This is a genomic window from uncultured Sphingomonas sp., assembly GCF_964244235.1.
Classification (GTDB): domain Bacteria; phylum Pseudomonadota; class Alphaproteobacteria; order Sphingomonadales; family Sphingomonadaceae; genus Sphingomonas.
The window spans coordinates 1-13,289 of record NZ_CAXTII010000074.1; the positions used below are offsets into that span (position 1 = coordinate 1).

Genomic DNA, 13,289 nt, shown 5'->3' on the forward strand with positions numbered 1-13,289 from the left:
GAGAAGCAGGCTAATGTAGCCTAACCGCGTGTCCATGAGACCGGCAGCAGCTCAGTCCGCGTTGAGCGTCAACCGTGACCCATGCTCGAGAAGACTTTACCGAAGCTGCGTTTGGCTCGCATAAAGCTTAGCGTCGTTGCATTCCTTCTGATTGAATAGAGTATTCACGCAGCCTGCTAAGACTGGGGCGCTAGGGAGCTTGGACGTGGTAATCCATCCGATATACGTGGAAGACGAAACGCGATCGGCGTGGCGCGGCCTGGATGCGGCCCGCGATGCCCGTTAACCTGCCCACCAGCCTGCTGCGCAGCTTCGTGGCAATCGTCGAGACAGGGTCGATGATAGCCGCGTCGGAGCAGGTGTTCGTGACACAGTCGGCGCTAAGCCTTCAAACCAAAAGGCTCGAGGACATGGTCCAGCAGCCGCTATTCCTGCGCGAGGGGCGGCGACTGGCGTTGACCCCGGCCGGGGAGACGCTGCTTGACTATGCCCGCCGTTTGCTGGCGCTGAACGACGAAACGGTGAGCGCGGTCGGCGCGGGGCATTTCGCGGGGCCGATCCGGATCGGCATGGTCCAGGACTTCGCCGAGACGATGCTGGGCGGCATCCTTGCGCGTTTCGCAGATCTGCACCCAGAATCTCAATTATACGCGCGCGTGGCCGGGACCGCCGAACTGCTCGCGCTGCTGGAAGGCGGGCAGCTCGACATTGTCGTCGGCTATGCCGGTGCAGACGATCCCGGCGCGATCCAGGTGGCGCCGATGGCCTGGTATGGAAAGGAAAGCCTGGCTGACCGCGCGATCGTGCCGCTCGCGGTGCTTGAAAAGCCGTGCCGGTTCCGCGAGGCGGCGATCGCTGCATTCGAGGCGGCGGGACGACCTTGGCGGATCGCGATCGAGACGCCGAACCTGTCGACGCTGCGCGCCGCGGTCGAGGCGGGGCTGGGCATCACTGCGCGTACGCACCTATTCCTCGCCGACGCGTCGCCGCTGGAGATGATCAACCTGCCGGCGCTGCCGCAGGTGGCGTGCATCGTCCGCCGGGGCGGCCCGTTCGATCAGGCGGCGCAGCGCCTGTTCGATCTGTCGGTCCAGGTCGTCCGCGGTCTGGACAGCGACGTTCGATGAGGGGCGATCAAGTGGTGCGCGGCATATCTCGTTGGCGGCATGCGCGCCGCCCGCCCTATCGGTCATCGCGCAGACCCACTCGGTCGTGCGCACCGGGATGGGAAGGAATGACCTTGATGAGCGATCGTGCCGATACACTGAAAACCGCCTTCCACGATCTCGACGCCGAACGCGCGCGCGCCTGGCCGGCGGCGCAGTTCGCGGCCAACGTCATGCAGCGCCGGACGCTGGTCGAACGCTTCGATCCGTCACGCGCGGTCCAGGTCGGCGATAGGCTCGACGGCGTGACCTTTGTTGCGCCCGGCGGCGCGCCCCTTTCGCTCGATACGCTCGTCGCCGACGGTCTCGCGGTGTTGATCTTCTTCCGGTTCGCGACCTGCCCGGCCGACGCCATTGCGCTGCCGCATTACGACCGTTTCCTCCGGCCCGCGCTGGAGCGTGCCGGCATACCGCTCGTCGCGATCAGTCCGCAGCTTCCCGAACGACTGACCGCCACCGTCGAGGCGCACGCGCTGAAACTCACAGTCGCGAGCGACCCCGGCAACCGTCTCGCTGAGCAACTCGGCATCACCTTCGCGCCCGATCGGACACCCAGCCCTCCGCCCGCCGACTGGATCGGCGCGGTCACCGGCACGGGTACATGGGACTTGCCGATGCCGACGGTGCTGATCGTCGATCGGACCCGCGTGGTGCGGTTCGTCGTCATCAGCCCCGACTGGCTCGATTGCCCCGATGCGTCCGCGATCCTTCAGGCCGTCAACGCCGTCCGGGCCGACCGCATATCCATCGGCGCGCGCGATGCCGCCTGATCGAGGAACATCCATGACCGATCGCCCTGTTCCCCTGTCCCGGCGCACGCTCATCGCATCGGCCGGGCTGATCGCGCTGGCCGCGTGCAGAAAGGGCGCTGACGCGCAGAAGGGCACGCTCTACGCCGGCGACCAGAAGGGCGGATCGAAGGTCGTGTTGGGCGCAGCGGGCAAGCTGAAGGACCTGCCCTACAGAATCGAATGGTCCGCCTTTCCGAATGCCGCCCCGCTGCTCGAGGCGCTGAACGCGGGCGCGATCGACACCGGGATCGGCGGCGACGCGGCGTTCATCTTCGCGATCGGCACGGGCGCCACGATCAAGGCGATCGGCGCGCAGAAATATGATGGAGTCGGCCCGGTGCTCGTCGTGGCGCGCGACTCGCCGATCCGGTCGATCAAGGACATCGCCGGCAAGCGCATCGCGACGCCGCGCGGGTCGATCGCGCATAATTTCATTCTCGCCGCACTCGAGGCACAAGGGCGACCGCTCAACGCGGTGCATTTCGCGTTCCTATCGCCGCAGGACGGACAGGCCGCGTTGCAGGGCGGTTCGGTCGATGGCTGGGCGATCTGGGACCCGAATGCCGCGCTCGCCGAAAAGGACGGTGCGCGGATCATTCGCGCCGACGGGCTGGTGCCTTCCTACGCCCTGTTGTTCGGCCGCGACGGCGCGATCGCCGACAAAAGGCCGTTGCTCCAGGATTATGCCAGGCGTCTCTATGCCGGCTGGGACTGGGCGGTCGCGCATCCCGATACCTATGCCACATTGCTTCATGACGAGACGGGCATACCGACCGACGTCTGGCGGACGGTGACCGGCCGCACGAAACGCACCGGCATTCCGATCGACGTGACGCTGATTGCCGACCAGCAGAAGACCGCCGACCGGTATCTGCGTGCGGGCCTGATCGAGAAACCGGTCGACGTCCGCAAGGGGTTCGACGCCAGCTTCACCGCCTGAGGCTGCACCAACCAATCATTGCGAACGCTCATCGATCGGCGATCATTATAAATATAGAGATTATCTAATGACCGACGCGATTAAGCTTTGTCGAGCAGCATGGAAATAGAGGCTAGCACATCCCCAGATACGAAGGGGTCGTCAGTGTCTTCAGTAACTAGATCATTCAAGCGTCATCAAACAGCTCTGCTCGGTGCAACCGGCTTTGTTGTTGTTGCGATTGCCGTGCCCGCGTTCGGACAAACTACAACAGTTAGCCCAGCAGTCTCCCCGGGGGATGTGCCAGGCGGTCCGGATACGCCACCGGCGGACCAGGCCAGCGTCGGCGACATCACAGTCACCGCGCGCTACCGCACCGAAAGCGTGCAGAAGGTGCCGATCGCTGTCACCACTTTGGACGGCGGCAAGATCGATGAGCAGGGCGCGTTCAACCTGAAACAGGTTGTCCAGCAGCTGCCCAGCCTCAATATCCAGGGCATCAGCGGCCGCAACCAGACGATCACGATCCGCGGCATCGGCACCAATGCTGGCGGCACCAACGACGGCCTGGAACAGGGTGCGGGGCTTTATATCGACGGCGTCTACCGGCCGCGGACCGGCTCGGTCATCACCGACCTGATGGACATCGACAGCATCCAGCTGTTGCGCGGGCCGCAGGGCACGCTGTTCGGCAAGAATACCGTCGCCGGCGCGATCGACATCCGCACCCGCGAACCCGTGTTCGAGAACGAGGCGCGCGGCGAATTGAGCTACGGCAATTACAATTACCTTCGCGGCTATGGCTCGATCGACACCACGATCGGCGACGATATCGCCTTCCGCGCTAGCTATCTGCACACCCAGCGCGACGGCCTGATCTACAACACTAGATACAACCAGGCCTGGGACGATCTCGACAACAATGCCGGTCGGCTCGACATCGTCTACAAGCCCAGTGCCGATTTCAAGTTGCGCGTGATCGCGGATTTCAGCAGCCAGAACGGCAATGTCGGCTTCCAGAGTGTGACGCAGGTCCTGCCGACGACGCTTGCCAACGGCACGCAGGTGCGTGGCTTCTACGCGCGCTCCGCGGACGTCGGCTATGTGCCGATCGCGATCGATCCGTTCGCGCGGGCGGTCGATCTCGATTCCTCGCAGCATGACAAGATGCCGAGCTGGGGGGTGCAGGCGCGCGCCGACTGGACGACGGGCGGCGTCACGCTGACCTCCATCACCGCCTATCGCAACTGGAAATGGCTGCCCAATTACGACGGCGACCAGATCGGCGCCAATGTGCTGACCCAATCGAGCGTCGTCACCCACCAGCAGCAGTTCAGCCAGGAAATCCGCGCCGCCTCGCGCGGCGCCCAGACGATCGACTTCACCGGCGGCCTGTATTTCTTTTGGCAGAAAGCCGACGACCTGCAGGAGACGGGCTATGGCCGCGATGCGTCGGCCTGGCTGACCACCGCCAATACGCCGACCGCGACTGTCTCGACGCTGCCGAGCGCGGCGCTCAACGGGTTGTTCGCCTATGCGCATGTCGTGCCCGCGACCTACAGCTACGCGGGCTATGGCCAGGCGACCTGGAACATCGCGTCCGCGTTCCGCTTGACCGCGGGGCTGCGCTACACCTATGAACACAAGACCGGGCTGTACGATGGCTATGCAGGCGGCACGCCCGCCCCGATCGCGAGCTTCGATCCCGCGCTCCAGGCGACCGTCGCCGCGCGGCGCGGGGCGCTGGTGCCGCTAGGCAACTACGATGTCGCGAACAACACCGGCAACCTGTCGGGAACGGTGATCGCGGCCTATGACGTCAGCGCCGCGGTGCACGGCTATGCGAGCTATTCGCGCGGCTACAAGTCGCCCGGCATCAACCTCGTCGCGCCGGCGACCGGTATCGATATCTTCGTCAAGCCCGAGCAGGTCGACGCTTATGAGATCGGGTTGAAGAGCCGGTTGCTCGGCGGGCGCGCCGAACTCAACCTCGCGGCCTTCTGGAGCGATGTCGCCGATTACCAGGCGAATTTCGTCAACACCGCGGTGATCCCGGTCGTCTCCTACATCACCAATGTCGGCAAGCTGCGTTCGCGCGGGGTCGAGTTCGACGCGCGCGCGACGCCGCTCGACGGGCTGACGCTGACCGCGGCCGGCGCGTATGACGACGCCTACTACGTCAGCTACAAGAACGCCCCCACGCCGTACCTCACCTCGTATCTCGGCGTGGTCGATCTTTCGGGGCAGCCGGCATCGGGCGCGCCGAAATGGTCGCTGACCGGCAGCGCGGAATATGTCATGAAGGGCAGTGCGGTCGATTTCTACGCGGGCGGCGACGAGAGCTACCGGTCCTCCTTCTTCGCCGCGGTCAATCTCGATCCCTTCTCGCGGGTCGCGGGCTACACGCTCACCGGGCTGCATGCCGGCATCCGCAAGCCCGACGCGCGCTGGGACGTGTCGGTCTGGGTCCGCAACCTGTTCGACAAGGATTATTACAACACCCGCGCCGTCAGCGCGCAGTTCGGCGTAGTGCTGGCCGCGCTCGGCGAGCCGCGCACCTTCGGCCTGACGCTGCGCGGGCGCCTGTGACTTCTCTCCCGTCCCCTCAACCACCGAGGAATGATCCCATGGCCAAGCGACAGTTGAAACTCGGACTCGTCCCCACCGGCGTCGGCGGCCCCGGCGAAACCGACCGCTGGCGCGATCCCGACATCCCGGTCGACGCCAGTGTCAGCATCGACTGGTATGTCGACATCGTACGCCAAGCAGAGGCGGCGAAGTTCGATCTCGTCTTCATCGTCGACAGCCAGTTCATCACGCCGGACTCGCCGCCGCATTATCTCAACCGGCTCGAACCGCTGACGCTGCTGTCGGCGCTTGCGGTGACGACGAAGCACATCGGTCTCGTCGGGACACTGACGACGTCGTACAACGATCCATTCAACCTCGCCCGCCGGGTGGCGTCACTGGATCTTATCAGCCAGGGACGCGCAGGCTGGAACGTCGTGACCAGCGGCGACGCGGGCACCGCGGGCAATTACGGGCGCGACGAGCATTACGACTACGACACGCGCTATGGCCGTGCGTTTGAGTATCTCGATGTCGTGCGCGGGCTGTGGCGTTCCTACGAGGACGACGCGATCGTTGGCGACCGCGAGAGCGGCGTGTTCCTCGACAAGGACAAGCTGCACGCGCTGCATCACAAGGGCAAGCATTTCTCGGTCGTGGGCCCGCTCAACATCCAGCGATCGCCGCAAGGCGAGCCGGTCATCTTCCAGGCGGGCGATTCCGAACAGGGCCGCGACCTGGGCGCGACGATCGGCGATGCAATCTTCACCCATGCGAAATCGATTGAGCAGGGCCAGGCCTTCTACAAGGACCTCAAGGCGCGTGCGGTGAAGCTGGGCCGCGATCCCGATCAGATCGTCATCCTGCCGGGTTTCAAGATCATCGTCGGCGATACCGACGAGGACGCACGTGATATCGAGCGGCACTATCAGCGGCTCGACCAAAGTTTCGACCAGGCGCTGGGCGAGTTCGGTCGCGCGTTCGGCTGGCATGATTTCCGCCAGTACGACCTCGACGCGCCGTTTCCGGTCAAAGCACTGGAGCATGCGAAGAACAGTTTCTTCACCCAGGCCAAGCGCGTCACCGACCTCGCGACCGCGCGCGGGTTCACGCTGCGCCAGACGGTGGAGTTTCAGCGCGATCAGAAGTCGAGCCCGTTCGTCGGTTCGGCCGAGACGGTCGCAAATGAGATCGCCCGCTGGTTCGAGGGCCGGGCGCTCGACGGCGTCAACGTCCATGCCGGCCATCCGAGCCAGTTCCGCCGCTTCACGCAGGAGGTCGTGCCGATCCTTCAGGCGCGCGGTCTCTTCCGCACCGAATATGAGGCAACGACGCTGCGCGGCAATCTGGGGCTGCCGATCCCGGCCAACCGGCGAACGCCCGTCGCGGCGGAGGATCGCGTTGCCGTAGCTGCTTGAGATTAACGCTATCCCCCTCCCGGCCTTTGCCGGGGGGGGAGTAGGTGAAATCCGAAAAGGGCCCGCTCAGATCACGAAAAAACCGTGACTCGCGTCACGTTCCAGTTGCGTGACGAGGCCATATTCCCAATCGAGATAGGCCTGCATCGCCGCCGCGGCATTGTCCGTCCCCTCATAGGGCCGCTTGTAGCGATGCGCCGGATCGAGCGGTGGAATGACGGATAGTGCGCTCTGCTCCAGCGCACCATCGCACCCGCCGTCCAGTGCATACACTTCCCACCCCATCTGCGCGAGCCATGACGCGGTCATGTCGGCGCGGACGCCGAGATCGTCGGCCAGCAGGATACGCGCGCCACGCACCGGGGCGGCCATGTCGGTCTCTTGCACCAACTGCCCGCCGGGGTAATGGCGGAAGCCCGGGATATGGCCCTCGGCATATTCCTCCACGGTGCGCACATCGAACCGGTAGAGCGTGCGCGTGTCGTCGCAGGCCAGTTCGGTCGCGGCTTCGACATCGATACGACGCACGCCGGCGCGATACGCGACGCCGCGCGCCCGGTGCCGCGCGTCGGCGGCATCGGCCGGCGGCACATGGCGATCCGCACCATGTTCGAGCGTCTGGCCCGCGAGTGTCCAGCCGATCGTGCCGTTGCGCAGCGCGACGACGCGGTTGGGAAGCCCGGCGTTAATGAGCGACTGCGTGCCGATGATCGACCGCGTCCGCCCGGCGCAGTTGACGATCACCGTCGTCGTCGGATCGGGTGCGGCCGCCGCGGCGCGCAGCACGAGTTCCGCGCCGGGGACGCTCGCCGAGCCGGGGATGTTCATCGTCGCATATTCGCTCGGCCGCCGCGCATCGACGATGGCGATGTCGGCACCGGATGCGATCAGCGCGGCGACCTCCTCGGCGGCCAGCGACGGCGTGTGCCTCCGAGCTTCGACCAGCTCGCCGAACGCCTTGGAATAGGAATTCACGTCCGCGAACAACTCGTATCCCGCCGCGCGCCAGCCTTGCAATCCACCTTCCAACGCCACCACATTGGTGAAACCAAGCGCGCACAACGCCGCGGTGCCGGCGTCCACCAGTCCTTCGCCATCGTCGTAGAGGACGATCCGCACGTCATTGCGCGGCAGACGCATCTCCGCTTCGATATCGATCCGGTCGAGCGCGAGATTGGCGGCGAACAGCGGATGTCCCGTCGCGAATTGGCCCTCGTGGCGCAGGTCCAGCAGCGCAATCTCGTGGCGCAGCAACAACGCTCGCCGCACGGCCTGTGCTGAAATCGGGCTCACCGGAAACTCCTAGAGGGTCAGCGCGGGGGTGGAGGCATAGCCGGACACGAATGGCCTGGGGTTGCCCGCCGGGTCGTAGGTCGCGCGCCGAACGGTACCGATATCGGCACCGTAGACATGAATACTGATCGACACACGGTCGTCATAGGCGTTCGATACTTGGTGGAGATCGCCGATCGCCGGCGACACCGCATCGACCTGACCGACATCGAGCCGCACCCGGTCGGTGACGCGAAGCCCTTCAGCCCCCTGCGCGTAGCCTTCGGCAATCTCTGCCCCGCGCAACATGCCGATCAGGCCCCACACGGTGTGGTCGTGGATCGGCGTCCGCTGACCGGGTCCCCACACGAAGCTGACCACCGAGAACCGCGCGGCCGGATCGCGATATAGCAGATATTGCCGGTAGCGGTCAGGATCGGGGGCCGCGTGGCTGTCGGGCAGCCAGCCATCGGTCGCGACGAGATCGATGAGCAGCCGCGTTCCCTCGGCCAGGACGGTCGGCTCGTCCGCCGGCTGCTCCACCACCGCCGCCATGCCGCGCACGAACGTCCTGAGCGGATCCAGCATATCGCCGCTCATCGATCGCGCCCGATCATGTCGGCATAGGCACCGCCGTCATGCTCCAGCCCGAGATAGCCGAGCAGCGTCGCGCGCAACGCGCGGATCACACCGCTGCGATGGCCGCGGGGCGCGACGATCACTTCTTCGGCCGCGATCCGCCCGCGATCGAGCACCAGGATGCGATCGGCGAGCGCCATCGCCTCCTCGACATCGTGCGTCACCAGAAGCACCGCAGGCCGGTGCGTCCGCCATAGCGCCATCACCAGCGCATGCATCCGGATCCGGGTCAGCGCATCGAGCGCGGCGAACGGCTCGTCGAGTAGCAGCAACTCGGGCCGGCGGACGAGCGCGCGAGCCAGCGACGCGCGCTGCGCCTCGCCGCCCGACAGCGTCAGCGGCCAGGCGTCGATCCGGTGTTCGAGCCCGACCTCCCGCAACGCGGCCTCTGCGGTGGCGCGCAGATCGCGGCCGTGTAGACCCAGCACCACATTCTTCCATACCCGTTTCCACGGCAGCAGCCGCGCGTCCTGGAACACGGTCGCACGCGCGGCCGGCACGACGATATCCTGCCCCTGATGGTCGTCGAGCCCAGCCAGCGTGCGCAGCAGCGTGGTCTTGCCAGATCCTGACCGTCCCAGCAGCGCGACGAACTCGCCCGGCGCGATCGCCAGATCGAGCGCGTCGATGACGCCGTTGCCGTCGAAATGACGCGAGAACTTCGTCAGGCGGACGATCGGCTGTGACGACGGCACCGCCACCAGCGGAATGCGCAGCACCTCGGTCATGCGCGCAGTGCCATCACGCTTGGCCGCCAGGCGAGCGCGCGCCGCTCAATCGCGCGCATCAGCAAGTCGCCGGCGAGACCGAGCAGCGCATACACCAGCAGGCAGACGACAATGATGTCGGTCCGCATGAAATCTCGCGCATTGTTGATGAGATAGCCGAGCCCGGCGGACGCGTTGATCTGCTCGGCGATCACCAGCATCAGCACCGCGATCGACAGTGCATAGCGCAAGCCGACGATCAGCGCAGGCAGTGTGCCCGGCAAGATCACGTCGCGGATCAGGTCGAAGCGCGACAGGCCGAAGCTGCGCGCCGCATCGATAAGCCGGACGTCGACGCCACGAATACCCTCGTACAGGTTGAGATACACCGGTAGCATGGTCGCGAACGCAATCAGCGCGATCTTGGTCGTTTCGCCGATGCCGAACCAGACGATGAACAACGGGGTCAGGGCGACGACAGGAATGGTGCGCTTGATCTGGAGCAGCGGATCAATCGCAGCGTTACCTTGGCGGCTGAGCCCGGCGGCCAATCCCAGCACGACGCCGGCCCCGACCCCGAACGCCAAACCCAACCCGGCGCGCACCAGTGAGACCGCGACGTTGTGAGGCAGTTCGCCCGAAGCGGTCATCGCGATCATCGTCGACACGACCGATGACGGTGCAGCCAGCGTCCGTTCGGGAATCACGCCGGTACGCGATCCCAGTTCCCACAAGGCAAGCAGCAGGATGGGCGAAAGCCAGCGGGCATCGGCAAACAATTGGCGAAGGTAGGAATTCATCGGGTGCATCCTTCACAACGCTCCACGAATGAAGCCACCGATGCAGGTCGACAATCGAGTTCCGCCATCGCGTTCATCAGCGTGGCTCATAGATCTCCATCTCGTTACGCCCAGCCTCGGAGGACGATTATCGATCTACAGGTCCGATGGCGGGCGGGCCACATAAGGTACCTATCCGGAAGCATATAAGATGTATGGAGATGATCGCGTCTTGCCATTACACCGCTCGCCAGTATCGTGCTTGCCGACATCGGCAACGCGCCGCGCGTGCGATCGGGCGTCGCCACCGCGGTCAGCGCCGACCGATGGCGGCCATAGGTCTCATAGATACACTGGATGATCTCCTCGCGCCGCTCATGCTCGAAATCGACGTCGATGTCGGCGGCTCCTTGCGCTCACCCGATACCGCTTGAAGAGCAACTCAAGCTGGATCGGATCGGTCGAGGTGATGCCGAGCGTATATCAGACACAGCTGTTGGCCGCCGACCCGCGCCCCTGGCAGAGGATGCCACGCCGCCGGCTCTCAGCGACGATGGCGTTCACGGTCAGGAAGTAGGGCGCGTAGCCGAGTTGGTCGATCAGCCGCAGCTCGTGGTCGATCTGGTCACGGTAAGGCTTGGGTACGCCGCCTAGGAACAACCGATCGGCCGCCTCCTCGGTCAGCGCGCCCGAGGCTTCCTGTGGGGTCCGCCACCAGCGCGAGTTCGTTCAGCGGCGACTTTTTGCCTTGCGCGTCCAGCGGGTGATCGAACAGGCGAAGGCAGTAGACTTCGCATTCGTAGCGTTTGCCGGTCCTGAGGCTGAAGGCGCCCTGGTCGACCCGGTTGGGCGAAGCCCAGGTGCCGAACCAGTTGAGGCCGCCGACCTTGCTGATCTGGCGCACCGTGAAGAAGGCGGTCTGCTCGGTTGCGAAGGGCGCATGGCGGCTCAGCGCCGTTGCGGCCGCCTCGAAGGCGTCGAACGACCGGCGCTTATGCTTTTGCGGGTCGAACTCCGCGTTGATGGCGTAAAGCTCGTTGGCGGCCTTCGCCGCGCTTGGCAGGCGCGCCCGGTCGGCGGCGGTCATGACCCCGCGCAACGCGGCGTCGGTGAGGTTGGCCGCGAACGCATCGGCGGCGAGCGTCAGAATATACGAGGTGCCGACCTGTTCGGCGCGAATGATCCGGGCGAACCGCACCGGCACGAGGTCAAATGGGGTGGCCGCAGCGCCATCGGTGACGAAGCAGACCAGCGCATATTCGCCGGCGAGCATCTCGCCTGGCACCCGCGCGCGGACATCGTCGGCAAGCCAGTTGGCGCTGTAGCGAAATTGCATCTGGCCACCATACGGCAATGCGTCCCGAAGAACGGGGACGAAGGTCGGCGCGCGTCGCTGCGCGCCCGAGAACGGCGGCCGCCATACCGCTCGGGAGAAGCCCATCCGCCCATCGTGCCGAGACGGTCGAGATCCTCCAGCACGACAATCGTACCGGACTTGAGCGTGTTGACGTCGAGCTTAGAGCCCGCAGCCTTTAGCCAAGCCGGCAGTTCGGCAAGCTCGGGCTGCAGAATCTCGTCAATGGCATCCTCGTCGCCGGCAGCACTGCCCAGCGCTTCTAAATCGACGTGGACGACGTACCATTTCTTGCCCTCGGTCTTGGAATAAACCGAATAGCGCTTGGCCAGGCTCACCGCTGCGCTCGGCAACCCGTAGCCGTAGCGGCCGAAACCCTGCCGATCGTTTTCACGATCAGTCCCGCCCCAGCGGACCGCATGACTGATCATCCGCGACAGCATGCCAATGCCATTGTCGACGATGGCGACCTGGCTCGGCTTGGAGCGTTCCACTTTCCAGTCGACGTCCTTCATCCGGATGTCCACGGTATCGGCGCCGGCCTGGAAGCTGTTGTCGATCAGTTCGGCGATCGCCCAGGCGGGGTTCTTATAGCCGATCTCACGCATGCCGCGAATAAAGGCGTCGGCAAAGACAAGTCCGAGCTTACTGCCCTTCTCGTCCTCACGCGCAAGGAAGCGCCGCTGCCGCGCGAGCGGATCGGTCGCGTCGTTTGTTTCGGGGTCCTCGGCTGCTGCTGGTTTGGGGGGCATCCGCAGTTTGAGCGGCGCGCCTTTAACGAGTGCCATACGACCTCCTGCTTTTCGACCGCGAATTTGCGGCGGCAGCGAGGCTCTTGAGCCGGTCTAACGAGTTGCCTTGGACCCTGTCTTGGAGCTGGCGCGCGCAAAGACCTCGCGTTTCGATATGATAATACAGGCGGGCACGGAAAGCGATAAGGTAGGGAGGTGTGAGTGCGATCGTCCGAACGTACACTGGTCCTGCATACAAAATGATCGGCGGTCCCGTCGCCTCGTCGTCGTCATCCCACCGGCGCTCTCATAGGAGGTCGCCGCAGTCCCAGTCATGGAACCATTGCTTGCGTTCAGCCAGGCGTTCGACTACGTCCGCGCGGTATCGTGAACCAAGGCGATTTCAGGTGTCGCTCGGCGCTCATACTTCAGCAAGCAGTCGACGTCCCGGATCGTCCGCTCATACCTTCGGATAAGCGACGCCCAGTGGTCTACGTCGATAAAGTCGAAGGTTCCGGTCTCGACGGCCTCGTTCATCTCGGTCAGGCTCTGTGAGACGGCGCCGATCAGTGACCCTGCGACGACCGCGTTCGAACGCTCGGCCACCAAGCGTCTCGATCTCGCCGTCAATTCCAATGTCGGGTGACGTGATGCCACGGTATATAAAGCCGAGTTGCTCCTCGACAAACGTCTCGAAGCGTCGTTCACCGGCCTTGCCAGTTCTGGAGGTGGGAAAGAAGCGCATGCGGATGTTAGGTCGCTGATAGGATCGGGGCTGCCAGAGCGCAGGCGTGGCATTGCCGGAGGATGGGATGCCGCTTCTAGACGGACCCCTTGCCATTATTCCCGGTTGTGTGCGGCAAGTCCTGCAAATGGCGGCGTGGCATGCTGGCTAGAGTATCCGTTGTGATCAAGCCGGTTTGGCCACCCATTTCCGGTTGGCGC

Annotated in this window: 11 protein-coding genes and 1 pseudogene; 5 read left to right on the top strand and 7 right to left on the bottom strand. The window is 64.9% G+C overall.

Annotated features, from left to right (window positions below; translation table 11 throughout):
• The first annotated feature begins 275 nt into the window (after window positions 1-275).
• The 5 genes from ACFE7D_RS11605 to ACFE7D_RS11625 all read left to right on the top strand — a co-directional run bounded on the left by ACFE7D_RS11605 (window position 276) and on the right by ACFE7D_RS11625 (window position 6,862).
• Window positions 276-1,127, top strand: coding sequence for a LysR substrate-binding domain-containing protein (locus tag ACFE7D_RS11605; protein WP_375395576.1), 852 nt, complete (start codon window positions 276-278; stop codon window positions 1,125-1,127).
• Between the two features lie 116 nt (window positions 1,128-1,243).
• Window positions 1,244-1,936: a peroxiredoxin-like family protein gene (locus ACFE7D_RS11610; RefSeq protein WP_375395577.1), complete on the top strand. Its 693-nt coding sequence runs from the start codon at window positions 1,244-1,246 to the stop codon at window positions 1,934-1,936.
• 13 nt (window positions 1,937-1,949) lie between these two features.
• Window positions 1,950-2,897 carry an ABC transporter substrate-binding protein gene (locus tag ACFE7D_RS11615; RefSeq protein ID WP_375395578.1) on the top strand — a complete coding sequence of 316 codons (948 nt, stop codon included), beginning with the start codon at window positions 1,950-1,952 and terminating at the stop codon, window positions 2,895-2,897.
• Window positions 2,898-3,176: 279 nt separating this feature from the next.
• A complete protein-coding gene (locus tag ACFE7D_RS11620; RefSeq protein ID WP_375395579.1) occupies window positions 3,177-5,465 on the top strand; it encodes a TonB-dependent receptor in 2,289 nt (762 codons plus the stop codon).
• Between the two features lie 38 nt (window positions 5,466-5,503).
• Window positions 5,504-6,862: an LLM class flavin-dependent oxidoreductase gene (locus ACFE7D_RS11625; protein ID WP_375395580.1), complete on the top strand. Its 1,359-nt coding sequence runs from the start codon at window positions 5,504-5,506 to the stop codon at window positions 6,860-6,862.
• Between the two features lie 66 nt (window positions 6,863-6,928).
• Here ACFE7D_RS11625 and ACFE7D_RS11630 read toward each other — a convergent pair whose 3' ends face one another.
• The 7 genes and pseudogenes from ACFE7D_RS11630 to ACFE7D_RS11660 all read right to left on the bottom strand — a co-directional run bounded on the left by ACFE7D_RS11630 (window position 6,929) and on the right by ACFE7D_RS11660 (window position 12,950).
• Complete coding sequence (locus ACFE7D_RS11630) at window positions 6,929-8,155, bottom strand: rhodanese-like domain-containing protein (protein ID WP_375395581.1); 1,227 nt, start codon at window positions 8,153-8,155, stop codon at window positions 6,929-6,931.
• Between the two features lie 9 nt (window positions 8,156-8,164).
• Complete coding sequence (locus tag ACFE7D_RS11635) at window positions 8,165-8,734, bottom strand: cysteine dioxygenase (protein WP_375395582.1); 570 nt, start codon at window positions 8,732-8,734, stop codon at window positions 8,165-8,167.
• A complete protein-coding gene (locus tag ACFE7D_RS11640; protein ID WP_375395583.1) occupies window positions 8,731-9,501 on the bottom strand; it encodes an ABC transporter ATP-binding protein in 771 nt (256 codons plus the stop codon). The genes ACFE7D_RS11635 and ACFE7D_RS11640 overlap by 4 nt, the downstream gene beginning before the upstream one ends.
• Window positions 9,498-10,280: an ABC transporter permease gene (locus ACFE7D_RS11645; protein WP_375395584.1), complete on the bottom strand. Its 783-nt coding sequence runs from the start codon at window positions 10,278-10,280 to the stop codon at window positions 9,498-9,500. Before ACFE7D_RS11645 ends, ACFE7D_RS11640 begins: the two co-directional genes overlap by 4 nt.
• Window positions 10,281-10,534: 254 nt before the next feature.
• Window positions 10,535-10,967: pseudogene (gene dnaE2 / locus ACFE7D_RS11650) on the bottom strand (error-prone DNA polymerase); the annotation flags it as partial.
• A 435-nt stretch (window positions 10,968-11,402) separates the two neighbouring features.
• A complete protein-coding gene (locus ACFE7D_RS11655) occupies window positions 11,403-12,221 on the bottom strand; it encodes an ATP-binding protein (RefSeq protein WP_375395585.1) in 819 nt (272 codons plus the stop codon).
• Between the two features lie 492 nt (window positions 12,222-12,713).
• Window positions 12,714-12,950, bottom strand: a complete 237-nt coding sequence (locus tag ACFE7D_RS11660; protein ID WP_375395586.1) for a hypothetical protein — start codon at window positions 12,948-12,950, stop codon at window positions 12,714-12,716.
• Window positions 12,951-13,289: the final 339 nt, after the last annotated feature.